Raw genomic sequence first — 21,409 nt, 5'->3', positions numbered from 1 at the left:
GCGGGTTCGCGCGCCCTCAGGTCGCGGTCGTCAACTGCGCTCCACGGCCTGGGCCGCGGCATCGAGCGCGGCGGCGATGGTCTCGGCCGTCGTGCGGTCGATCGGCCCGTTCCGGAGGCGCAGGCGGAGCGCGAGCTTGAGGTTCTCCATCCCGCGCAGCACCGGGGCCGGGACGCCCTCGTGGCGCCCGCCGCCGGTGGCGTCGATGCGGGCGAACAGGTCGTCGATCGCCGCGCGGTTGGCGGCCTGGAAGGCTTCGCCTTCGGGCGTGATGCGGTAGGACTTGCGGGTGCCGCCTTCGGTCTCGACGGAGGCGTAGCCCATGTCGTCCAGCCACGCGAGGGTCGGGTAGATGACCCCGGGGCTGGGGCTGTAGCTGCCGCCCGTCCGCTCATCGAGCGCCCGCATCAGCTCGTAGCCGTGGCGCGGCTGCTCGGCGATCATCGCGAGGACCAGCAGGCGCAATTCGCCGTAATCGAACAGGCGTCCGCCGGGCCGGCCGCGCCGGTGGGGGTGGTGCCGGCCGTGATGATGAGGGTGGCGGTGCTCGACGGCGCCCGCCGGGTCATGCAGGCCGTCTGGCCTGCCGTGGTCTCTGTGCGTCATGCCGTCGGATATAAGTCACGATATATCGGGTATCAAGATATATCGCGATTCGGACGTCACGCGTGCGGCGGCACGTCCGGGGCCCCGGCTTCCGGTGGCGATGCACGATGACGATGCATGAACACCGCGGGTGATCGGGATGCGTTTCAGCGTCTATCGGCGGCCCTTCACCCGGGGCAGACTGGAGAGCCGGCCGGTATCACCGGCTTCCGACCAATCAGGGCCGGAGGAAGAGCCGCCTCGTAAGCACGACGCCGCAAATGATGTCGTGGATGCACATCGTTTCGACTGGCCAAGCCGAAACCGGAACGGTTAAGCTTCGACCACCTGCTGACGGAGCCCGCGATGACGAAGCTGTTCACGACATCGACGCGACGCGGTTTCGTCGCCGGAGGCGCGGCGTTCCTCGCGGCGCCGGCCGTCATCACGAACCCGGCGCGGAGCGCCACGCAGCTTCGCGTGAGAACTCCGGGCGGCGCCTTCGACGAGATCAAGCGCCGGACCGTCTACGACCCGTTCCTGAAGGAGACCGGGATCGAGATCGTCCCCGTCCCGAGCACGCTCGGCAAGCTGCTCGCCATGTACAAAGCCGGGCAGGTCGAGATCGACTGCATCGACACCGGCAACGACGGCAACCTGATGCTGGAGGAGGCGGGCGCCCTGGTGCCGCTCGATTACGGCGCCTTCCGGTACACGAAGGTCGAGGACATCGAGCCCAGCCTGAAGCTGCCGTATCAGGTCGGCTCCTTCGTCTACGCCTTCGTGCTCTGCTACCGGACCGACGTGTTCCGGCCCGGCTCGGAGCCGAAGAACTGGGCGGAGTTCTGGGACACCAAGGCCTTTCCCGGGCCGCGCACGCTGGCCGGGATGGAATCGGGCTCGCCGAATCTCGAGATCGCGCTCATCGCGGACGGCGTGCCGATGGACAAGGTCTATCCGGTCGATATCGACCGCGCCTTCAAGTCGATGAGCCGCATCAAGCCCGCGGTCTCCAAGTTCTGGGACACGGGCGCCCTCTCGGCGCAGATGATGGCCGACAAGGAGGCCGTGCTCGGCGTGCTCTGGAACACGCGCGCCCAGGCGTCCATCGACGGCGGCGCGCCGCTCGGGATCCAGTGGAACCAGAACCAGATCCTGGTGCAGTCCTACGCCATCCCGAAGGGCTCCAAGGCGCCCGCGGCCGCGCTCAAGTTCATCGACTACTCGATCAGCGAGGAGGTGCAGAAGCGCTGGCTCGCCGAGTACAAGGCCATCCCGGTCAACAAGAAGGTCTATCCGCACACCTCCAAGCTCCTGATCGACCCGGCCACGGGCACGCCCTGGACGGTGTCGAAGGGCTTCATGAACGACATCAACTGGTGGTCGGCCAACCGCACCAAGGTGAGCCGCGCCTGGTCGAACTGGGTCCTCTAGGGCAACGTCCGATCGCGTTGCGATCGGGCGCGGTTCTCAGTCTTTGATCGACCGCGTCCGGCTAAACCGGAATCCCCTTCGGCGGGGCGCGCTCTGAACCGATACAGCGAGGCCATATCGCCATGTTCGAGGTGATCGATGCCGGGATCGCGCGCTCGAAGGCGCCGGTGAACGGAACCGTGAAGGCCGGGAGCCGGGTGTTCACGACCCATGTGCCGAAGGACCCGACGACCGGCGAGATCGTCGAGGGCAGCATGGACGTCCAGGCACGCCGGCTGTTCGACAACCTGACGATGGCGCTGGCGGCGGCGGGCGGCTCGCTCAAGGACGTCGTGTCGGTCCTGATCTTCCTGACCGATGCGTCCGAGTTCGAGGCGATGAATGCGGTCTACCGCGAATACTTCGCCGAGCCCTACCCGACGCGGGCCACCGTGGTGGTGAAGGAACTCATCGGCGGCAAGGCGCGCATCGAGCTTCAGGCTCAGGCCTGGATCGAATGACCGCGCACGCGATGAGCGCCGTGCGCGACCACGCCTCGCCGGGCAGGACCGGACCGGCCGGACGGGCGCTGGATCTCCGGGGCCTCACGAAGATCTACGGATCGGAGACGGTCGTTCAGGATTTCAGGGCCCTGATCGGGGCCGGCGAGTTCTTCTCCCTCCTCGGCCCGTCGGGCTCGGGCAAGACCACGACGCTGATGATGGTGGCGGGCTTCGCCGCGATCGATGCGGGTCAGCTCCTGGTCGACGGCACCGACCTCGCCGCCGTGCCGCCGGAGCGGCGCGGCTTCGGGATGGTCTTCCAGAACTACGCCATCTTCCCGCACCTGAACGTGTTCGAGAACGTGGCGTTTCCGCTGCGGGCGCGGGGCGCGCCGAAGGCTCTGGTCCGGGAGAAGGTCGCGGCCGCCCTCGACCTCGTCCGGCTCGGCCACCTGGCCGAGCGCTACAGCCGCGAGCTCTCGGGCGGGCAGCAGCAGCGCGTGGCCATCGCCCGCGCGATCGTGTTCCAGCCGCCGGTCGTGCTGATGGACGAGCCGCTGGGGGCCCTCGACAAGAATCTCCGCTACGAGATGCAGGTCGAGATCAAGGAGATCCAGCAGCGCCTCGGCATGACGGTCCTCTACGTCACCCACGACCAGGAGGAGGCGATGAACCTGTCCGATCGCGTGGCGATCATGAGCCGCGGCCGGATCGAGCAGGTCGGCGCGCCGCGCGACGTCTACGAGCACCCGGCGAATGCCTTCACGGCCCGCTTCCTCGGCGAGGCGAACCTGCTGCCGGGCGAGGTGGTGACGGCGCAGGCGGATGGCGCCGCGTTCCGGCTGGCGGAGGGGACGCTGCTGCGCACCGGGCGGCCGGGCCCGCGCGCGGCGGGCAGCGGCCAGCTCTTCGTCCGGCCCGAGAAGCTGACCCTGCGGCGGGAGGATGATCCGCCGGGCGAGGGCATGAACCGTCTCACCGGCACGGTGCGGCGCACCTCCTTCCTCGGCAACGTCGTGCGCTACGCGGTCGAGACGCCGGGCGGGGCCCTCGTGACGGTCGATGCCCCGAACATGTCGGCGCGCCACCATCCCGAGCCCGGCGAGCGCGCGCTGATCGCGTGGTCCCCGGCCGACACCGCCATCCTGCCGCCGGACGCGCCCTGATGCGGCGGGACCGGACATGGCTCCTGCTCCTGCCCGCGCTCGGCATGCTCGGGGGTCTCTTCGTCGCGCCGCTGATCTGGTTCCTGGTCCGGACCCTCTTCGTCGAGACCGCCCCCGCCGAGGTGCCGGATCTCTTCGTCGATGTCCTCACCTCGCGGCCGATGCAGGTCGCGGCGCTCACGACGCTCTGGATCTCCGTCCTCGTCACGCTCGCGACGCTGGCGATCGGCTACCCGATCGCCTTCTACTTGGCCAACCGCCGCGGCTTGCGCGCCGCGCTCGTCGTGTTCTGCGTGATCGTGCCCTATTTCACCAGCGTCATCGTCAGGACCTACTCGCTGACCGTGCTGCTCGGCAGGGCCGGAATCGTCAACGAGAGCTTGCGTGCCGTGGGACTCATCGGGGCGCCGCTGCCGCTCCTCTACAACACCTTCGCGATCGTGGTCGGCATGACCTACGTGCTGCTGCCCTACATGGTGCTGACCCTGTTCGCGACCATGAAGGGGATCGACCCCACGCTGCTCCGGGCCGGCCGCGCGCTCGGGGCGAGCGGCCCCTACCTGTTCCGGCGCGTCTATCTCCCGCTGTCCTGGCCGGGGATCGTGTCGGGCTCGCTGATCGTCCTGATCCTGGCGCTCGGCTTCTTCATCACGCCCGCACTGATGGGCGGCCCCGGCGACGTGACGGTCGCGATGCTCATCGAGCGGGCGATCGAGATCCTGATCGACTGGCCGAGCGCCGCCGTGATGTCGGTGGTCCTGCTCGCCGCGACCCTGATCCTCTTCTCGGTCTACGGCCGGGTGACGGACATGCGCCGGATGATGGGGGGTTGACGATGCGGGTCGCGCTGCCGCTCTTCGTCGGGCTCGCCTGCTTCCTGCTCATCATGCCGATCGCCATCGTGGTGGTGCTCGGGTTCAGCGGGGGCACCTTCCTCCGCTTCCCGCCCGAGAGCCTGTCGCTGCGCTGGTTCGCGGCGTTCCTCGGCGACGAGCAATGGCGCGCCGCGCTCTGGTCCAGCCTCGCGATCGGGCTGATCGCCTGCGTGGTGGCGACGAGCGTCGGCTTCTTCGCGGCCTACGCGCTCGTGCGCGGCGCCTTCCCGGCCAAGAAGCTGATCCTGTCCCTGTCGCTCCTGCCGATCGTCTCGCCCACCGTCGTCACGGCGATCGCGATGTACTACGCGTCCGCGCAGCTCAAGCTGGTCGGCAACGTCGTCTGGGTCGGGCTCTGCCACGCCGTGATCGCCTTCCCGGTCGTGCTCCTGATCCTGCTGTCGGCGCTGCAATCCGTCGATCCCGGCCTCGAACGGGCGGCGCTGAGCCTCGGCGCCAGCCGCGCCCGGACGCTCCGCACCGTGGTCGTGCCGATCGCCGCGCCGGGCATCGTCTCGGCCGCCCTGTTCGCGTTCCTCACCTCCTTCGACGAACTCGTGATCTCGCTCTTCCTGACCAACGCCGCGAGCCAGACCCTGCCCGTGCGCATCTGGAACAGCCTGCATCTTCAGGTCGAGCCGACGATCGCGGCCGTCAGCACCTTCCTGATCGGCGTGACCGGCCTCGTCCTCGCGGCCGACGCGCTGCTTCGCCGCCGCCGGGGAGTGTGACCGCCATGGGTGCCCATCCTGCCTTCGCCCCGGCGGAATTCGCCGACCGCCTGCGGCGGACGCGCGCCGCGCTCGCCGCCCGGGGCGTCGCGGTCGGGATCTTCGACGAATGCGAGTCGATGGCGTGGCTCACCGGCTACGGCAATTCGGAGAACCGGTGGCGCTGCGTCGTCGTGCCGGTCGAGGGCGAGCCGTTCATCCTGATCCGGGCGCTCGACGCGGCGCCCTGCCGCGAGCGCAGCGCGGTGACCGAGATCGGGACCTTCCTCGACTGGGAGGCACCCCTCCCGATCCTCGCCCGGATGCTCGCCGAGCGCGGATGGGCCGAGGGGCCGGTCGGCTTCGATTACGGCTCGCCCTCCTTCACGGCGCGGCGCTTCGCCCAGGCCCAGGCCGCGCTGCCGCGGGCCCGGATCACCGATCTCGGGCCGCTCGTGGCCGAACTGCGGCTGATCAAGTCCGCCGCCGAGATCGCCCTCATCCGGACCGCCGCGGGCATCGCCGACGCGGCGCTCCGCCGCGCCGCCGCCGCGTGCCGGGCGGGCGGATCGCAGCGCGACGCGGCCTTGGCCGCCACGGCCGCCTTCATCGAGCTCGGAGCCGAGCCGGGCGCTCCCGGCCCGATCTCGGCGGGCCGCGGATGGGACTTCCTCCACGGCCACATGACCGAGGCGGCGCTCGCCCCCGGGGACGTGGTGCATATCGAGCTGATCCCGCGCGTGCTCGGCTACTCGGCCCGGATCATGCGCTGCGTCGCCGTGGGCGAGCCCGCGCCGGCGCTGGCGGAGGCCGCCGCGACGCTCGCGGCCCTGCAGGACCGCCAGATCGCCGCCATGCGGCCCGGGGCCGTCGCCCGCGATGTCGACCGGATCCTGCGCGAGGGCGTCGTCGCGGCGGGGCTGCGCGAGCGCTTCGACAACATCACCGGCTACACGCTCGGCTTCTACTCGCACGCGACCACGCATACGAGCGACTTCACCCGCATCTTCCATCCGGAGGCCGCGTGGCGGCTCGAACCCGGCATGGTGTTCCACATCTACGCGTCCGCCGCCGGGGTCTCGTTCAGCGAGACCGTCCTCGTCACCGAATCCGGTCCCGAGATCCTGACCCGGACGCCCCGAACCCTGTTGAGTGCCGGAGACGCCACATGAGCACCGAGACCACCGCGATCGTGCTCGGGGCGGGCGTGGTCGGCCTGTCGACCGCCCTCTATCTCCGGCGGGCCGGCCGGGACGTGACCGTGATCGATCCGCTGCCGCCCGGCGGCGGCGCCTCCTTCGGCAATGCCGGCATGATCAGCGCCGACACGGCCTCGCCGATCGCGATCCCCGGCATGCTGCGGCAAGTGCCGGGCTGGCTCCGCGACCGGAAGGGGCCGCTCGTCGTCAGCCCGTCCTACTTTCCGGCCGCCCTCCCCTGGCTCCTGCGCTGGATCCGGGAGGGCCGGATGGACCGCGTCCTCGCGATCTCGGACGCGCTGCGGGCCCTGCACAAGGATTCCTTCGCCTGCTGGCAGGATCTCGTCGGACCGCGCCTCTTCGGCGACCTCGTCCGGCGCAGCGGCCAGATCCAGGTCTGGGACGGTGACGGCGAGAGCCGCGGCGCCGCCGTCGAGCGGCTGATCCGGGAGCGGCACGGGATCGAGGCGCAGGTGCTCGGCGCCGACGACCTCCAGCAGATGCTGCCCGGCATCGCGCGCTCGGTGAGGCGCGCGCTCCTCGTGCCCGGCAACGGCTACACGGTCAGCCCGGCCCGGCTCGTCGGCGCCCTGGCGGAGCGGCTGCGCGAGGAGGGCGGCACGATCGTGGCCGAGCGGGCCATGACGCTCGTGCCGCGCGAGGGCGGCGGCTTCATGGTCTGGACCAACGTGGCGAACCGGACGGCCGACCACGTCGTGGTCGCGGGCGGGGCTTGGTCGAAGGCGCTGCTCGATCCGCTCGGCGTGCGCGTGCCGCTGGAGACCGAGCGGGGCTACCACGCCATGCTGCCCTCGCCCTCCATCGAGCCGCGCTACACGATCAGCTACAAGTCGCGCGGCTTCGGCGTGACGCCGATGGAGGGCGGCCTGCGCGCGGCCGGGACGGTCGAGTTCGCCGGGCTCGACGCCCCGCCGGACGAGACCCGGGCGAAGCTCCTGGCCGAGCATGCCCGCGCGCTCTTCCCCGGCCTCACCCACGGCGAGCCGCGGCTGTGGATGGGGTTCCGCCCCTCCTTCCCCGACACGCTCCCGGTGCTCGGCCCGGTGCCGTCCCGGCCCGGGCTGCACCTCGCCTTCGGGCACGGCCATTACGGCATGACCGCGGGCCCGCCGAGCGGGCGTCTGGTGGCGGCCCTCGTCGCGCGGCGCCCGGCCCCGATCGATCCGGCACCCTACAGCGTCAGCCGCTTCGGGGCGTGACCGCGGACGATCCGGTCCGGGACTGCACTATGGGGCGTGCCGTCCGACCGGCGATGCACGACGTGGCGCCGCTTCCTGATGGCGGGTCCAATCAAAGAGTTGGAGACGCCTTCGATCGGCAGCGGCGCGGATTCCATCGGTTGTCGGTTGAATCGGCGTCCGGATGCGTCCTTCCACGACGCTGCGATCCAACCGCCCGCGGCCTCAGCGGCGGATGCCGCGCGTCACCCAGTATTCGCGCGGCACGCAGATCCCGAGCGGCGTCGGGAACTGCGCGTGGAAGGCGATGAAGTCGCGGCGCAGATCGGCCCGGCGGTCCGCGTCGAGCGAGGCGGCCAGGGCCTTGGTCGGGCCGTAGCCGGTCGAGAACGTCTCCCAGGCGGCCTCCGCGCTCGGCTCGCGGTAGAACGAGACGCCCTTCTCGAAGGCGAGATCGAAGTCCCGGCCCAGCAAGTCCGTGATCCGCTCCGTGCGGCCCCACTCGAACGGCGAGGGTGGGGCCGGGCTGGGCGGTGGCGGCATGTAGGGCTTCATCACCATGAACATCTTGAACAGGTTGCTGTCGGCCAGCCAGGTGGTGAGCGCGATGCGCCCCCCTGTGCGGCAGACCCGCGCCAGCTCGGCGGCGGCGGCCTCCGGCCGGCTGGCGAACATCACGCCGCAGGTGGAGATCACCGCATCGAACGCGCCGTCGGCGAAGGGCAGGCTCTCGGCATCGCCCAGCCGGTAGTCGATGGCGAGGTTCTCGGCCCTGGCCTGCTCGGCCGCGAAGGCGAGCAGGTCGGGACCGATATCCACGCCGGTCACCCGCGCCCCGCGCCGGGCGACCACGCGGGAGGTCCAGCCGGTCCCCGTGGCGAGGTCGAGGATCCGCTCGCCCGGTTGCGGGTCGAGGCGCAGCACGCAATGCTCGATGCTGTCGGCGATGCCCCGGCTGACCTCGTTGTAGCGGCCGCCGCCGGAATTCCAGATACTGGCCGGCTTGGCATTATGCGGTTGAATCTCGTTGCTCATGGCCGCCTCCCGTCCGCGCGGAGCACGCATCCAGGGTGCCGCCGCCTCGACCGCAGGAAAGTCCACAAGAGCCGGTTCTTGATCACGCCGGTGAATGAAAGCAAGTAAATCGGCCGACGTCAAATCAATGCTTGTTACGTCGATCGATGCACGGGCGCTGATCTGATCGGCACGCGGCCGATCTCGTGGCTGATCGGGCCGAGGGGCCGGGGCTCGCGGAACCGGGCCCGCCGCGGCGGATTGACCGCAGATCGCCGGGCCCGGCAGGAGGGCGGGTCGCGAACTGAGGAGCAGTCCGCAGAATGGGCTCTCCGTCCCCGCTTTCACGCCCCGCTTTCACGCCGTGTTCGCGACGGGAAGTCCCAAGCAGCAGGCGAGCAGCTGGTTTCTGCTCTCGGACGGTCCACGTCCGTGAGAGGCCAAAGCCCCTGCGCAACCAGAGCATGGCCTCGAAGCCCTGGATCCTGCACCGCGCCGTGTTGAACGACCGGAACCCGCCCGCCCGTGGCATCGGCCGTTTCACGCCGAAATGGTCGCTCTCGATCCCCTGCGGCATGTGCTTGGTGACGGGGTGGATGGGCGTGCGTGGCAACAGGCCCTCCTTGCGGGTTCCCGGCGAGCGCCGTGCGGCTTGCGGAACCGGCGCAGGCGGGGCCTGTCGCTTCCGCGTGCGGGCGAGGGCGTTGAGGATCATGGGCCGGCTCCGTGGCGGGGACGGCAAGCCGGGCGGTTCCGCGTAACGACCCGCGAACGACGGCACGCTCGCGTTTGCGACAAGCCCATCCCGTGCGCTGCCGGTCCGTCGATCCAATTCCCGCATCGATCAATGCCGACAAAGTGTTGGTCTTGGATGAGTTGAGCGGGTACGACTGACACAAAATAAGGCCGGGCAACTGCCCGCGCCGAGAAGGCGGTCCATCAGCTCCTAGCATCGACCTGCGGGATCATGGTCCGAGACTGCCAGTCACCCCATGGGAGGATTCGGTGCTCGTAGAGGCAAGGACCGACCTGAACCGAACCGGCGACGTGCCCCGCACCATCCGGGTCCATGACGCGGACAACGTCGCGATCGTGGTGAACGCCTTCGGGCTGCCGGCCGGCACCGTGTTTCCGGACGGACTGGTGCTCACCGAGTTCGTGCCCCAGGGCCACAAGGTGGCGCTCGCCGACATCCCCGCCGGCGGGATCATCCGCCGCTACGGCGAGGTCATCGGCGTCGCCCTCGTGGACATCCCGCGCGGCGGCTGGGTCGAGGAAACCCGCGTGCGCACCCCGCCCGCCCCGTCCCTCGACGCTCTGGAACTCGCCACCCGGGTGCCCGCGCCGCTGCCGCCCCTCGACGGCCACACGTTCGAGGGCTACCGCAACCCCGACGGCTCGGTCGGCACCCGCAACATCCTGGCCATCTCCACCAGCGTGCAATGCGTCGCGGGCACCCTCGACGTCGCCATCCGGCGCATCCGCGCGGAGCTGCTGCCGCGCTACCCCAACGTCGACGACGTGGTCGGCCTCACCCACGCCTATGGCTGCGGCGTCGCCATCAACGCCCCCGAGGCGGTGATCCCGATCCGCACCCTCCAGAGCCTCGCGCAGAACCCGAATTTCGGCGGCGAGGTGATGGTGGTGGGCCTCGGCTGCGAGAAGCTCGTCTCCGAGCGCCTGCTGCCGGACGGGCAGAGCGGGGGCGTGGTGCGCCTCCAGGACGAGCGCCACCAGGGCTTCGGCATGATGCTCGACAGCATCATGGCCATGGCCGAGGCGCGGCTCGCGGTGCTGAACCGGCGGCGGCGCGAGACCTGTCCGGCCGCCGATCTGGTGGTGGGCCTGCAATGCGGCGGCAGCGACGCCTTCTCGGGCGTCACCGCCAACCCGGCGCTCGGCTACGCCGCCGACCTCCTGGTGCGCGCCGGCGCGACCGTGATGTTCTCCGAGGTCACGGAGGTGCGCGACGCCATCCACCTCCTCACCCCCCGGGCGGAGAGCGAGGAGGTGGCCCGCGCGCTCATCCGCGAGATGGCGTGGTACGACGCCTATCTGGCCCGCGGCGAGGCCGACCGCAGCGCGAACCCCTCTCCCGGCAACAAGAAGGGCGGGCTCAACAACATCGTCGAGAAGGCGCTCGGCTCGGTGGCGAAGTCGGGCACCAGCGCGATCCGGGGCGTGCTGGCGCCGGGCGAGCGGGTGCGCGGGAAGGGCCTGATCTTCGCCGCGACCCCGGCCAGCGACTTCGTCTGCGGCACGCTGCAACTCGCCTCGGGCATCACGCTGCAGGTCTTCTCGACGGGTCGCGGCACGCCCTACGGCCTCGCCGAGGCGCCGGTGATCAAGGTGGCGACCCGCACGGAGCTGGCCGAGCGCTGGTCGGACCTCATCGATCTCGATGCGGGCCGGGTCGCCACGGGCGAGGCGACGATCGAGGAGATGGGCTGGGAGCTGTTCCGGCTGATCCTCGACGTGGCGAGCGGGCGCAGGAAGCCGTGGTCGGACCACTGGGGCCTCTACAACGACCTCACGCTGTTCAACCCGGCCCCGGTGACCTGAGCCGGCACCCTGCCGGCTCCGCGAAGACAGACAACCACAAAAACAGATCTCCTGTTTCCAACGAGGAGGAAACGATGAATCACGCCGATATGGAACTGCAATCCAGGACGATCCGCAAAGTCTGTTGGCGGATCCTGCCGCTCATCGTCGTCATCTACCTGGTCGCGTATATCGACCGGACGAATGTCGGCTTCGCGGCGACGGGCGGGATGTCGAGTGCGCTCGGCCTGTCCGCGAAGGACTTCGGTTTCGGTGCCGGCATCTTCTTCCTCGGCTACTTCCTGTTCGAGGTCCCGAGCAATCTGCTGCTGGAGAAGGCCGGGGCCCGGCGCTGGATCGCCCGGATCATGATCTCGTGGGGGATCGTCGCGGGGGCGATGGCCTTCGTCGGGGGGCCGACCAGCTTCGTCGTCATGCGCTTCCTGCTCGGCGTGGCGGAGGCGGGCTTCTTCCCGGGCGTGATCCTCTACTTCACCTACTGGTTCCCCAAATCCTATCGCAGCCGGGTCCTGGCCTCGCTCTACGTCGCGGTTCCGGTGGCCAATGCGGTGACCGCGGCCCTCTCCGGCGTGCTGCTCGGCCTCGACGGCCTGCTCGGTCTCGCGGGCTGGCAGTGGCTCTTCCTCATCGAGGCGGCCCCGGCCGTGCTCCTCGCCTTCGTCGTGCTGCGCTACCTCACGGACACGCCCGCCGTCGCCGACTGGCTGGCGCCTGACGAGAAGGCGTGGCTCTGCGCCACCATCGAGAAGGAGCGGCAGGAGCTGCTGCAACAGGAGCGCGGGCACATGACCCTGGGCCGCGTCTTCACGGACGCCCGGGTGCTGTCGCTCGCCCTGATGTACTTCACGATCGTGACGGCGACCTACGGCATCACCTATTTCCTGCCGCAGATCGTCAAGGGGTTCAGCGGCTCCGATCTCCAGGTCGGCCTGATCAGCGCCGCACCCTACACGGTCGGCACGATCGGGCTGCTCGTGTGGAGCTGGTCGTCCGACCGCATGCGCGAGCGCAAGTGGCACTACATCGTGGCCTGCCTGCTCGGGGCGGGCGGCCTCGCCGTCGCGGGATTCCTCGGCAGCACCATGATGGCCGTGGTGGCAATCGCCATCGCCTCGATCGGGCTCTACGGGTGCAAGCCGGCCTTCTGGACGATGCCGAGCGAGTTCCTCACCGGCACGGCGGCCGCGGGCGGCATCGCCATGATCAACTCGATCGGCAATCTCGGCGGCTTCGTCGGCCCCTTCGTGGTCGGCTGGATCCGGGATGTGACCGGCGGGTTCGGGGCCGCCCTCGGCTTCCTCACGGCCTGCGCGGTCGCCTCGGCGCTGCTCGCCCTGGTGACGGTGCCGTCCCGCGTGCGCCACGCCCCCAAGGTCGCCGCCCTTCCGACCTGAGCCGCCTCCGGCCGCCGCTCCCGCCGACGACCGCGTGGGAACGGCGCCTCCGCCCACCCCCTACCCCGCCGGAGACGACGATGCCGAACCCGACAGAGACGATCAGCTGGATCAAGCTGCACGCGGTTGATCTGCCGCTGAGGACGCCGATCAGCGACGCCAAGGTGCTCACCGGCCGCCAGAAGCCGATGACCGAGATCGCCATCCTGTTCTGCGAGGTCGAGACCAGCGCCGGGCACCGGGGCCTCGGGCTCAGCTACGCGAAGCGAGCGGGCGGGCCAGGGCAGTTCGCGCATGCCCGGGAGATCGCCCCGGCCCTGCTCGGGGAGGATCCGAACGACATCGCCAAGGCCTGGGACAGGCTGTGCTGGGCGGGCGCCTCGGTCGGCCGCAGCGGCCTCGCCGTTCAGGCGATCGGCGCCTTCGACGTCGCCCTCTGGGACCTGAAGGCCAAGCGGGCCGGGCTGTCCCTCGCCAAGCTCCTGGGCGCGCACCGCGATTCCGTGCGCTGCTACAACACCTCCGGCGGCTTCCTGCACACGCCCCTCGACGAGGTTCTCGTCAACACGACGCGCTCCCGCGAGACGGGGATCGGCGGCATCAAGCTCAAGGTCGGGCAGCCGGACTGGGCGCTCGACGTCAAGCGCGTGACGGCGGTGCGCGAGCATCTCGGCGATGCCTTCCCGCTGATGGTCGATGCCAATCAGCAATGGGACCGCCCGACCGCGCAGCGGATGGGCCGCATCTTCGAGCCGTTCAACCTCGTCTGGATCGAGGAGCCGCTCGATTGCCATGACGCGGCCGGCCATGCCGCCCTGGCCGCGCAGCTCGACACGCCGATCGCCACGGGCGAGATGCTGACGAGCGTGGCGGAACACTGGGACTTCATCCGCCAGAACGGCGCCGATTACCTGATGCCGGACGCGCCGCGGGTCGGCGGCATCACGCCCTTCCTGAAGGTCGCCGCGCTCGCCGAGTTCGCCGGGCTCACGATCGCCCCGCACTTCTCGATGGAGCTGCACATCCACCTCGCGGCGGCGATGCAGCGCGAGCCGTGGGTCGAGCATTTCGAGTGGCTCGAACCGCTGTTCAACGAGCGCCTGGAACTCGCGGCGGGCCGCATGATCGTGCCGACCCGTCCGGGCCTCGGCGTGAGCATGAGCGAGCAGGCCCGGGCCTGGACCCGCGAGACCGCGGAATTCGGCCGCAGGGCCTGAGGATTCGCCGACGCGGCGCGGGGAGGAAGCCGAGGCCGGCCGCGACCGGACCAGGCAGGGCCCGGCCGGGTGCCCGGTATCCGGCGATCGATGCTCAGTCCCGCCCGTCGAGCCGCTCGGCCGTGGCCGCGACCAGATCGAGCAGCTGCTGGCGCATCTCCGCATCGCGAATCCGGCCGAAGGCGCGCACGAGTTCGACGGATTGCAGCTCCAAGCTCATGGGGGATGCCGCGCCGCCCGTCGGCGCCTCGGCGGAATGGGAGCCGATCCGGACGCCCAGCACCTCCTCGATGCGCCGCTGCCGGTCCGCGGGATGCGTCTTGAGCAACGGCTGATCGTCCTGGGCGGCTGCACCGAACTGGCGGTCCTGCATGCCCGGGAAACGCTCGCGCTTGGTCATTGTTGTCTCCCCATCGCGTCCAGGCTAGTCCGCAGCGGGTCCGGCCTCGATAACATTGGTGTGGCGTGGCAGGATCCGAGATGGCTTTTATGCAAAGCTATTTAACGAACTCGCGCATCGGCGATGATGGTCAAGCTCGTGAACGCATCGAGACGATCCGCGGTTGAGCCAAGGCGAGATCGAAGGATCATGTATGCCGGGCTCGGATCACACACTCGACGCGGGATCTGGCTCGCTCAGCGAGCTGATGTCGTCGGATGCAATCGGCACCTGGGATTGGGATATCCAGGCCAACCGCCTCTACATCGATGACGTGCTGGCGCGCCTGTACGGCGTCGACTTGGATCAGGCTAAAACCGGGCTCCCGTTCGAGCAGTACGCCGCGAGCATTCATCCGCAGGATCGCGAGTGGCTGCTGCCGTACGTTGCCAACGCCATCAAACAATCCGGGTTGTGGATTGCGGAATACCGCACCTGCCCGCGCGACGGCGATGTGCGCTGGGTCTTGGCGCGCGGACAATTCTACCACGACGCGGCCGGCCGGCCGATCCGCAGCTGGGGCATCATGGTCGACATCACCAACCGCAAGCTCGATGGGCACGGCTTCGCCGGCGAGTTGACGCCGCGGGCCGGCCACCCGCTGGAACAGCTGGAACATGCGGCCGACCTCTGCCTGTCGGCGCGCGAGGCGATCCTCGAGGCCGGCCGGCCCTTTCTGGTGAAGCTCACCGACATGCTGCTGCTGGAGCTCGGCCGGGAGCTGAGCCGGCTGGCACGGACGGATCGGCGCCGGCGCCTCAACTGAACCGGCTCGGCCGGCGGCGAACCGGAAGAACCGCAGCGGTAGCCCGGAAGCGCCGTGGAGCCCGAGGCCGGGCGCCGACATAGTGAACCCGTGATGCCGACAGCGATTTCTGCGGCTTACCTCGCTGCCAGCATCACCGGCGGGCCGGGATCAGCCCCCATTCACTGCCCGGCCCGCCGCCCACCGCGAAGCCGCGTTGAGGCATGCTTCGGTCGCCCCCCGCGCTCGGCCTGTCCGGCAGCATCAGCCGGCCCGACGGGAACTTCACGGGCGTCGTCCAGCTGGTGGTGGCCCTCGTCGGCAAGCGGCTGGAATTGATGCATGACGTCGTTCCGCAGGCGCGGGTCATCGCCTTCCTCAACAATCCGCGCCGCCCGAACGTCTCGGTTCAGACCCACGAGATGCAGGCCGCGGCGCGCGCCCTCGGCCTGGATCTGCTCCTGGTCGAGGCCAGTGACGACGATGGCATCGAAGCCGCCCTCCGGAGCGCCCGGGCCGCGGCCGGTGCCCTCGTCATCGCGGGCGATCCCTACTTCCTGGCCCGCCAGCAGCTGATCACATCGGCGGTCGCCCGCCACGGGCTGCCGACGACGTACTTCTTCAAGGACTTCGTCCTGATCGGCGGCCTGATCAGCTACGGCTCGAGCCTGTCCGGCGCATTCCACCAGGTCGGCATCTATGTGGGGCGGATCTTGTCCGGCGCGAAAGTCTCGGATCTGCCGATGGTGCAGCAATCCGACAAGCTCGAACTCGTCGTCAACCTGGCGACCGCGCGGTCGCTCGGTCTCTCCGTCCCGGCCTCGATTCTCGCGCAGGCCGACGCGGTCGTCGAATGAAGGGTGGCAGGCGACGCGCGATCATCGAACAATTTCGCCCGGACATACGTTGCTCCCGTCGTGAAGAGCCGGCCCGGGGCCGGCGACGGATGGGAGATCGCCATGAGGAAAGCCGCAGCCCTGACGGCCGCACTGATCGTTCTGGCCGGCCCGGCCCTGGCGCAGGGCCGTCCGGCCAACAGCTCGGCCGGAGCCGCGAGCAATGCCGAGGAGAACAACAAGCCGACCTCGAACTCCGCCGGGGGCGGCGCCGGCGGCAAGTAGACCGGCAAAACGACAGGCGTTTCGCCCGCGAAACCCGCCCGGCTCCGTCCGGGCGCCCACCGGAGGCACCTGCCATGCGCTTGGCATCCTTCACTGAGGTGGTCACCGGTTCGGCAGCGACACCGATGCGGAACCGGGAAGCCAAGCAGACTTGCATCGGGCAATCCTGCTTGGCCGTGATGACCATGGTGGCCACGCTCGCGCTGCCGGCAGCGGCCCAGACGGCGATCGGCAATCCGTTCGGGCCCGGCAGCACGGTCGGCCAGCCGAGCGGCATCGTCGGCGCGCAACCGTCCCCGCCGCCGGCCGCCACGCCCGCCCGGACTCCCACCGCGGCCCGGGTTGCGCCCTCTCGCGATCGCAGGGGTCCGCGGGCGCCCGGACGCCGGACACGCCCCCCTCCCCCGCGCTGACGGGCCGGTCCCGGGCGCCGCGGCGGGCATGCGACGCTGCCGCACCGGACCCGGTCGAACGGGCGGGCCGCGAGCATCGTTAACCATTCACGATTCGCACCAAGCAACCTCGGAGTGAATGGGATGACCAAGCTGACTCTGCTGTCGGGTGCGCTGGTTGCCGCCTTCGCCCTGGCGCCCATCGCCGCCGAGGCTCGCGGCCTCGGGGGCGGCGGCTTTCGCGGCGGCGGTGCCGGATTCGGCGGTGGCGGCTTCCGGGGCGGCGGCCTCGGAGCCGGCCAGTTCGGCGGCGGCGGCTTCCGCGGGCCGGGAGCAGGATCCGCCGGCTTCTCCGGCGGCGGCTTCCGCGGAGCTGGCCTCGGCGTCGGCGGGGCCCGGACCGGGATGGGCGGTGCGGCCGGCCTGGGCAATCGTGCCGTTCCGGCGGCGGGCGTCGGCGCGGGCGGTTTCCGCGGTGCGGGCATCGGGAGCGGTGCGGGCTTGGCTGCCGGGGCGAACCGCGGGCCGACCATCGGACGCGGCTTCCACGGTCGCGACGGTGTCGCGGGGGGCTATGGCCGTCATCGCGGCTACGGCCGGGCGGTCGGCTACGGCGCTCTGGGCGTGGGTCTCGGGCTCGCGACGGGTTACGGGCTGGGCAGCTATGACGAGGGCGCCGACGATTGCGCGTACCGGATCAGCTACGGCCTGCCGTTGCCGGCCTATTGCGAGAATGCCTATTACGGCACCGCGTATTGAGGCGCGCCCGGCGGAGCGCCCCGGCCAACTCTCCGGCCGGGGCGCTCCGTTCGGGGATGCATGATCCGCTCCGCGCAAGTCGTGCAGATCGCGGCGTGATGGTCGCAGCGCCAGCCGGTCCGGGACGTTGCACGTCAGGCGAAAGCCACCTCGTCTTGGGAGATTTTGTCGACCACCCAAGCGATGGCCTCATCCTGGCTGCGGAATGTCTGTCCCTTGTTCCAGTCCCTGCACGGACCGAAACCCGCCTCAAGGAACCAGGGGCGTGAAGGCTCGTCTCCGGCATCCTGCCGGTCAATGATCTCGACGAGGACCGCAACCAACTGGTCCTCGACGAACACGAGGACGCCGTCTTCTCCCCCACTTCCTGTGTTGACGGTGACGGATTGGGTTCTGGCGGGAAAATACATGCTTAAATTGTTCCGCACCGGCCGCTCTCGCGTCCGGTTGCTTCGTGCGCCGCCTCGTTTCGACCGATTATGTAGCACGGGCGCTAAATTGCAAAACTGATGACAGGCCCTGCGACACTTTACGACATTCAAAAACACAAGAGACCAATGAAAGTCCAAAACTGAATGAAAGTCGATCTGCCGATGTCAGGCGGCGGGTCTGCTCGGAAACGAGGCGCAGCTGTCGGCAAAGCGCTTAAGACGGGCCGCGTCGTGGATGATGATCGTCCTGCCGTTGAAGTCGATCATCCTGGAATGTTTCAAACTATGCAGTACGCGATTCACGTGGACGTGAGACAGGCCCGCCGTATCGGCCAGATCCTGCTGGGTCAGAGGTAGCTCGACGCTGCTGCCGCGGGTCAGGTCGACCGTCTCAAGGCGCTCGAACAACTCATGGATCAGATACGCCACGCGCTGCGGAGCGGGGCGCTGTCCGACATTCATCAGCCATTCGCAGAGCAGCCTCCTTTCATCCAGGACGGATTGCCAGAAAGACCGCGCGATGCGGGGATGATGCTCGATCAAGTCGTCGATCGTCTCGCGGTCGATGGTTGCCCCGATACAGGGCGTCACCGTGACGAGAGAATAATCGGCCACGCGGGCAGGTCCGCCATGGAGACCTTCCGCATCGCCCGGCACCCGGTAGGCGACGATCTGTCGTCCACGGTCGTGCAGGCGCTTATAGCAACATGCAAATCCGCTCAGCAAAATCTGCGCGCTTCTACAAGACTCTCCTTCTTGGATAAGCACAGTGTGCGGCTTGATGATTTGAGTGCACGATGTAAGTTCGGAGAGCCGCGCAATATCATCATCCATCAGTTCGCTGATGTGCCCCAACTTCCGGACGAAAACATCGGGCATTCGGTCGCCTCCAAGAGAGTCGGGTCAAATATTTTTTATCAAAACGTCCCAATAAGCAAGACGACGATTCACTTGCGCACCAAGTAGGCCCCATCCTTATCGTTCCCGGCGATCCTTGTCGGTGCCGATGGAGCTGCCTCACACCGCGGACGGTCAAGCTATCAGATCCCATCGATTGCCGGGAAGCTCATCGATGGTAGGGATCGTATCGCTCATCGGAGTTAGGCCGATCGCTTCCGTCCATCCCAATACACGCGCCGGATGATGAGCCGGGCGCGGGGCATCGTGGCCGCCGGAGACCTCACGAGACCCGCTCCGCTGGTTTGGAATGACGGCATGGCCGCGCCTCGACGGCCGATATGACGTTACCTCGCACCCGCCCGCGCAGCGTCCGCCAGTGGCCGCCCGCAGCACCGTCACGCCGGAGGCCGGCCGCCATCGGCCGGTACGGCCGCGATGCCTGCCGCGGCCGCCCAGACCGCGACGAGGCCAGGCAGCGCCCGCACCCGGCGGGCGAGGCCGGCGGCCTGCCCGTCGACCAGGCGGCCAGCCATGCGGTCCCAGAAGGCGTCGGGCTCGCCCCGCGCCGTCGCGAGCCCGCGCCGCATCAGGTCACGCAGCCAGAGGTCGAGTTCGTCGAGGGCGGCGGAGACGCGGTCCTCGCGGGCCTGCCGGCGCTTGGCCTGCGCCTTCTCGTCGACGGGCTTGGCAGGCTCCCGCGCCCGCGTCTCGGCCGCGGCGGCGCGGGCTTCCCGGCCCCTGGACCAGGCGGCCGCCCAATCCGGCGGCTCGCCCGCGGGCAGGGACGAGGCCGCATCCACCAGCATCAGGCCCAGCGCGTGCTTGCAGGGGAATTTCGGGCTCGGGCAGGTGCATTTCGAGGCGGGCCCGGACAGGTCGGCCACCGTCCGGTAGGGGCTCGCCCCGCTTCCCTTGATCTCTCCCCAGATCACGGTGCCGGTGCGGCCGAGGCCGCTCCATTTCGCCGGTTTCGCCTGATCCTGCCCGGCCTTGCGGCTCGGCGCATCGGGCGCGAGATCGAGGATCTGGGCAGTGGTCAGGCTCATGCGAAGCGAGCAGTCCTGTTCCATCGGGCGGTCTCTCGGGTCGCGCAACGTAGATGATATTGCGCGTCAGGCAACCCCTTTCCTCGACGTTTCGGCGTCATTTGGAGGAGTTCAAGAGACTATCGCTATCAAATATCACGATGTGTTCTGCAAAATTCCTAAATGCGGTGGCGATAATAGAGGTTTGGGCGCGGATGGTCCGCGCATTGGGGCGAACAATTCAGTGACGATACCGGGCGGCCGGATGATTGGAAGATCATCCGGGGACCGCCCGGCCCGCCCCGCCCGGGTGCCTGCGCCGGTCCCGGTCCCGCGCCCGCGGGCCGGAATGGCGAGGCCGGCGGGCCGGCGGCGGCGCCAAGGAGTACCGCCGTTTGCGGCCGGCTTATTTTGTGCTTCAACTCTCTGTTGAAGTAACGCGATGCGCCGCGCTCTGGCGGCAGCGGAGGGGCCCGATGCGATCCTCACGCCTGACGACGTTCATCTTCATCGGCATGCTGCTCGGCATCGTGGTCGGTTATCTGTGCAGCGTCGCTTGGCCGGACCCCCAGACCTCGAAGGAGATCGCAGGCTATATCTCGCTCATCAGCGACATTTTCCTCCGGCTCATCAAGATGATCATCGCGCCGCTGGTGTTCTCGACCCTCGTCGTCGGCATCGCCCACATGGGTGATACGGCATCGGTGGGCCGCGTCGGCGGCAAGGCCCTGCTCTGGTTCGTGGGCGCCTCGCTGTGCTCGCTGCTGCTCGGCCTCGTCATGGTCAACCTGCTGCGCCCGGGCGACGCCCTGAACCTGCCGTTGCCGGATGCGGGAGCCGCCACCAATCTCAAGGCGAGTTCGCTCTCGCTCAAGGAATTCGTCACCCACCTCGTGCCGAAGAGCGCCATCGAGGCGATGGCCAACAACGAGATCCTGCAGATCGTGGTGTTCTCGATCTTCTTCGGCGTGGCGCTGGCGGCGCTGGGCGAGAAGGGCCATGCGCTCGCCCACGGCGTCGAGAGCCTCGCCGACGTGATGCTGAAGATCACCGGCTACGTGATGATGTTCGCCCCCGTGGCGGTCTTCGCGGCCATCGCCGCCACCATCACCACCCAGGGCCTCGGCGTCCTCGTCACCTACGGCAAGTTCATGGTGGAGTTCTATCTGAGCCTCGCGGTGCTCTGGGGGCTCCTCGTGCTCGCGGGCTTCGCCCTCGTCGGCGGCGGCGGGATCCGGCGCCTCCTCAACCTCATCAAGGAGCCCTTCGTCCTCGCCTTCTCGACCGCGTCGAGCGAGGCGGCCTACCCGAAGACCCTCTCGAATCTCGAGCGCTTCGGCGTGCCCAACCGCATCACCAGCTTCGTGCTGCCGATGGGCTACTCGTTCAACCTCGACGGCTCGATGATGTACTGCACCTTCGCGGTGATGTTCATCGCGCAGGCCTACAACATCCCGCTCACCTGGAGCCAGCAGCTCACCATGCTGCTCCTGCTGATGGTGACCTCGAAGGGCATGGCGGGCGTGCCGCGCGCCTCGCTGGTGGTGATCTCGGCGACCCTGTCGACCTTCCACATCCCGGAGGCCGGCCTGCTCCTGATCATCGGCATCGACCAGTTCCTCGACATGGGCCGCTCGGCCACGAACGTGCTCGGCAACAGCGTCGCCACGGTCGCGGTGGCCAAGTGGGAGGGCCAGCTCACCATGACCGACCAGCGCCTCGACCGGGACGTCAGCCCCCTCCCCGAACCGGCCGAGTAG

21 protein-coding genes and 1 pseudogene are annotated in these 21,409 nt (G+C 69.3%); 15 read left to right on the top strand and 7 right to left on the bottom strand.

Annotation, left to right across the window (positions count from 1 at the left end):
• Positions 1-30: 30 nt before the first annotated feature.
• Positions 31-606, bottom strand: a complete 576-nt coding sequence (locus ACE101_RS08920; RefSeq protein WP_379128096.1) for a PadR family transcriptional regulator — start codon at positions 604-606, stop codon at positions 31-33.
• A gap of 345 nt (positions 607-951) precedes the next feature.
• Here ACE101_RS08920 and ACE101_RS08915 point away from each other — a divergent pair, with 345 nt between their 5' ends.
• From ACE101_RS08915 to ACE101_RS08885, 7 genes are all read left to right on the top strand, one after another.
• Positions 952-2,019: an ABC transporter substrate-binding protein gene (locus ACE101_RS08915; RefSeq protein ID WP_379128093.1), complete on the top strand. Its 1,068-nt coding sequence runs from the start codon at positions 952-954 to the stop codon at positions 2,017-2,019.
• 122 nt (positions 2,020-2,141) lie between these two features.
• The gene (locus ACE101_RS08910) at positions 2,142-2,519 is read left to right on the top strand and encodes a RidA family protein (protein ID WP_379128090.1); all 378 of its coding nucleotides are present in this window, start codon (positions 2,142-2,144) and stop codon (positions 2,517-2,519) included.
• Positions 2,516-3,667, top strand: coding sequence for an ABC transporter ATP-binding protein (locus ACE101_RS08905; protein WP_379128087.1), 1,152 nt, complete (start codon positions 2,516-2,518; stop codon positions 3,665-3,667). Before ACE101_RS08910 ends, ACE101_RS08905 begins: the two co-directional genes overlap by 4 nt.
• The gene (locus ACE101_RS08900) at positions 3,667-4,500 is read left to right on the top strand and encodes an ABC transporter permease (protein WP_379128085.1); all 834 of its coding nucleotides are present in this window, start codon (positions 3,667-3,669) and stop codon (positions 4,498-4,500) included. Before ACE101_RS08905 ends, ACE101_RS08900 begins: the two co-directional genes overlap by 1 nt.
• A gap of 2 nt (positions 4,501-4,502) precedes the next feature.
• Positions 4,503-5,273 (top strand): ABC transporter permease, encoded by a 771-nt coding sequence (locus ACE101_RS08895; protein ID WP_379138561.1) that lies wholly within the window; start codon positions 4,503-4,505, stop codon positions 5,271-5,273.
• Positions 5,274-5,278: 5 nt separating this feature from the next.
• Positions 5,279-6,424, top strand: coding sequence for a M24 family metallopeptidase (locus ACE101_RS08890; RefSeq protein ID WP_379128083.1), 1,146 nt, complete (start codon positions 5,279-5,281; stop codon positions 6,422-6,424).
• Positions 6,421-7,671 (top strand): NAD(P)/FAD-dependent oxidoreductase, encoded by a 1,251-nt coding sequence (locus tag ACE101_RS08885; RefSeq protein ID WP_379128081.1) that lies wholly within the window; start codon positions 6,421-6,423, stop codon positions 7,669-7,671. The genes ACE101_RS08890 and ACE101_RS08885 overlap by 4 nt, the downstream gene beginning before the upstream one ends.
• Positions 7,672-7,875: 204 nt before the next feature.
• Here ACE101_RS08885 and ACE101_RS08880 read toward each other — a convergent pair whose 3' ends face one another.
• Both ACE101_RS08880 and ACE101_RS08875 read right to left on the bottom strand, forming a co-directional pair.
• Positions 7,876-8,685, bottom strand: a complete 810-nt coding sequence (locus ACE101_RS08880) for a class I SAM-dependent methyltransferase (protein ID WP_379128078.1) — start codon at positions 8,683-8,685, stop codon at positions 7,876-7,878.
• Between the two features lie 336 nt (positions 8,686-9,021).
• Positions 9,022-9,292: pseudogene (locus ACE101_RS08875) on the bottom strand (DDE-type integrase/transposase/recombinase); the annotation flags it as partial.
• 419 nt (positions 9,293-9,711) lie between these two features.
• On the opposite strand from ACE101_RS08875, the gene garD reads away from it, so the two are divergent.
• The 3 genes from garD (at position 9,712) to ACE101_RS08860 (ending at position 13,837) form a co-directional block, all read left to right on the top strand.
• Positions 9,712-11,226 (top strand): galactarate dehydratase, encoded by a 1,515-nt coding sequence (garD, locus tag ACE101_RS08870; protein WP_379128075.1) that lies wholly within the window; start codon positions 9,712-9,714, stop codon positions 11,224-11,226.
• A 74-nt stretch (positions 11,227-11,300) separates the two neighbouring features.
• Positions 11,301-12,620, top strand: coding sequence for an MFS transporter (locus ACE101_RS08865; RefSeq protein WP_379128072.1), 1,320 nt, complete (start codon positions 11,301-11,303; stop codon positions 12,618-12,620).
• An 80-nt stretch (positions 12,621-12,700) separates the two neighbouring features.
• Positions 12,701-13,837 (top strand): L-talarate/galactarate dehydratase, encoded by a 1,137-nt coding sequence (locus tag ACE101_RS08860; protein WP_379128069.1) that lies wholly within the window; start codon positions 12,701-12,703, stop codon positions 13,835-13,837.
• 94 nt (positions 13,838-13,931) lie between these two features.
• Here the strand turns inward: ACE101_RS08860 and ACE101_RS08855 are convergent, their stop codons facing one another.
• On the bottom strand, positions 13,932-14,237 hold the full coding sequence (locus ACE101_RS08855) for a hypothetical protein (protein ID WP_379128066.1): 306 nt from the start codon (positions 14,235-14,237) through the stop codon (positions 13,932-13,934).
• A gap of 193 nt (positions 14,238-14,430) precedes the next feature.
• Between ACE101_RS08855 and ACE101_RS08850 the strand changes: the two genes are divergently transcribed.
• The 4 genes from ACE101_RS08850 to ACE101_RS08835 all read left to right on the top strand — a co-directional run bounded on the left by ACE101_RS08850 (position 14,431) and on the right by ACE101_RS08835 (position 17,293).
• The gene (locus ACE101_RS08850; protein ID WP_379128063.1) at positions 14,431-15,042 is read left to right on the top strand and encodes a PAS domain-containing protein; all 612 of its coding nucleotides are present in this window, start codon (positions 14,431-14,433) and stop codon (positions 15,040-15,042) included.
• Positions 15,043-15,245: 203 nt separating this feature from the next.
• A complete protein-coding gene (locus ACE101_RS08845; protein WP_379128060.1) occupies positions 15,246-15,878 on the top strand; it encodes an ABC transporter substrate-binding protein in 633 nt (210 codons plus the stop codon).
• A 102-nt stretch (positions 15,879-15,980) separates the two neighbouring features.
• Positions 15,981-16,142, top strand: coding sequence for a hypothetical protein (locus ACE101_RS08840; RefSeq protein ID WP_379128057.1), 162 nt, complete (start codon positions 15,981-15,983; stop codon positions 16,140-16,142).
• A 536-nt stretch (positions 16,143-16,678) separates the two neighbouring features.
• Positions 16,679-17,293: a hypothetical protein gene (locus ACE101_RS08835; protein WP_379128055.1), complete on the top strand. Its 615-nt coding sequence runs from the start codon at positions 16,679-16,681 to the stop codon at positions 17,291-17,293.
• A 134-nt stretch (positions 17,294-17,427) separates the two neighbouring features.
• On the opposite strand, the gene ACE101_RS08830 is transcribed toward ACE101_RS08835, so the two are convergent.
• From ACE101_RS08830 to ACE101_RS08820, 3 genes are all read right to left on the bottom strand, one after another.
• Positions 17,428-17,703, bottom strand: coding sequence for a hypothetical protein (locus ACE101_RS08830; RefSeq protein WP_379128053.1), 276 nt, complete (start codon positions 17,701-17,703; stop codon positions 17,428-17,430).
• A 186-nt stretch (positions 17,704-17,889) separates the two neighbouring features.
• On the bottom strand, positions 17,890-18,603 hold the full coding sequence (locus ACE101_RS08825) for a Crp/Fnr family transcriptional regulator (RefSeq protein ID WP_379128051.1): 714 nt from the start codon (positions 18,601-18,603) through the stop codon (positions 17,890-17,892).
• A gap of 416 nt (positions 18,604-19,019) precedes the next feature.
• Positions 19,020-19,670, bottom strand: coding sequence for an SWIM zinc finger family protein (locus ACE101_RS08820; protein ID WP_379128049.1), 651 nt, complete (start codon positions 19,668-19,670; stop codon positions 19,020-19,022).
• A gap of 455 nt (positions 19,671-20,125) precedes the next feature.
• Between ACE101_RS08820 and ACE101_RS08815 the strand changes: the two genes are divergently transcribed.
• Positions 20,126-21,409 carry a dicarboxylate/amino acid:cation symporter gene (locus ACE101_RS08815; protein WP_379128047.1) on the top strand — a complete coding sequence of 428 codons (1,284 nt, stop codon included), beginning with the start codon at positions 20,126-20,128 and terminating at the stop codon, positions 21,407-21,409.

The organism is Methylobacterium carpenticola (assembly GCF_042748905.1).
GTDB classification, from domain to species: domain Bacteria; phylum Pseudomonadota; class Alphaproteobacteria; order Rhizobiales; family Beijerinckiaceae; genus Methylobacterium; species Methylobacterium carpenticola.
Note: the sequence above shows the minus strand (reverse complement) of the source record. Positions and strands in the feature narration are given on the sequence as shown.

Coding starts and splice junctions, on each gene's coding strand:
- ACE101_RS08920 (WP_379128096.1), bottom strand. CDS start 606: ATGACGCACAGAGACCACGGCAGGCCAGACGGCCTGCATGACCCGGCG.
- ACE101_RS08915 (WP_379128093.1), top strand. CDS start 952: ATGACGAAGCTGTTCACGACATCGACGCGACGCGGTTTCGTCGCCGGA.
- ACE101_RS08910 (WP_379128090.1), top strand. CDS start 2,142: ATGTTCGAGGTGATCGATGCCGGGATCGCGCGCTCGAAGGCGCCGGTG.
- ACE101_RS08905 (WP_379128087.1), top strand. CDS start 2,516: ATGACCGCGCACGCGATGAGCGCCGTGCGCGACCACGCCTCGCCGGGC.
- ACE101_RS08900 (WP_379128085.1), top strand. CDS start 3,667: ATGCGGCGGGACCGGACATGGCTCCTGCTCCTGCCCGCGCTCGGCATG.
- ACE101_RS08895 (WP_379138561.1), top strand. CDS start 4,503: ATGCGGGTCGCGCTGCCGCTCTTCGTCGGGCTCGCCTGCTTCCTGCTC.
- ACE101_RS08890 (WP_379128083.1), top strand. CDS start 5,279: ATGGGTGCCCATCCTGCCTTCGCCCCGGCGGAATTCGCCGACCGCCTG.
- ACE101_RS08885 (WP_379128081.1), top strand. CDS start 6,421: ATGAGCACCGAGACCACCGCGATCGTGCTCGGGGCGGGCGTGGTCGGC.
- ACE101_RS08880 (WP_379128078.1), bottom strand. CDS start 8,685: ATGAGCAACGAGATTCAACCGCATAATGCCAAGCCGGCCAGTATCTGG.
- ACE101_RS08865 (WP_379128072.1), top strand. CDS start 11,301: ATGAATCACGCCGATATGGAACTGCAATCCAGGACGATCCGCAAAGTC.
- ACE101_RS08860 (WP_379128069.1), top strand. CDS start 12,701: ATGCCGAACCCGACAGAGACGATCAGCTGGATCAAGCTGCACGCGGTT.
- ACE101_RS08855 (WP_379128066.1), bottom strand. CDS start 14,237: ATGACCAAGCGCGAGCGTTTCCCGGGCATGCAGGACCGCCAGTTCGGT.
- ACE101_RS08850 (WP_379128063.1), top strand. CDS start 14,431: ATGCCGGGCTCGGATCACACACTCGACGCGGGATCTGGCTCGCTCAGC.
- ACE101_RS08845 (WP_379128060.1), top strand. CDS start 15,246: ATGCTTCGGTCGCCCCCCGCGCTCGGCCTGTCCGGCAGCATCAGCCGG.
- ACE101_RS08840 (WP_379128057.1), top strand. CDS start 15,981: ATGAGGAAAGCCGCAGCCCTGACGGCCGCACTGATCGTTCTGGCCGGC.
- ACE101_RS08835 (WP_379128055.1), top strand. CDS start 16,679: ATGACCAAGCTGACTCTGCTGTCGGGTGCGCTGGTTGCCGCCTTCGCC.
- ACE101_RS08830 (WP_379128053.1), bottom strand. CDS start 17,703: ATGTATTTTCCCGCCAGAACCCAATCCGTCACCGTCAACACAGGAAGT.
- ACE101_RS08825 (WP_379128051.1), bottom strand. CDS start 18,603: ATGCCCGATGTTTTCGTCCGGAAGTTGGGGCACATCAGCGAACTGATG.
- ACE101_RS08820 (WP_379128049.1), bottom strand. CDS start 19,670: ATGAGCCTGACCACTGCCCAGATCCTCGATCTCGCGCCCGATGCGCCG.
- ACE101_RS08815 (WP_379128047.1), top strand. CDS start 20,126: ATGCGATCCTCACGCCTGACGACGTTCATCTTCATCGGCATGCTGCTC.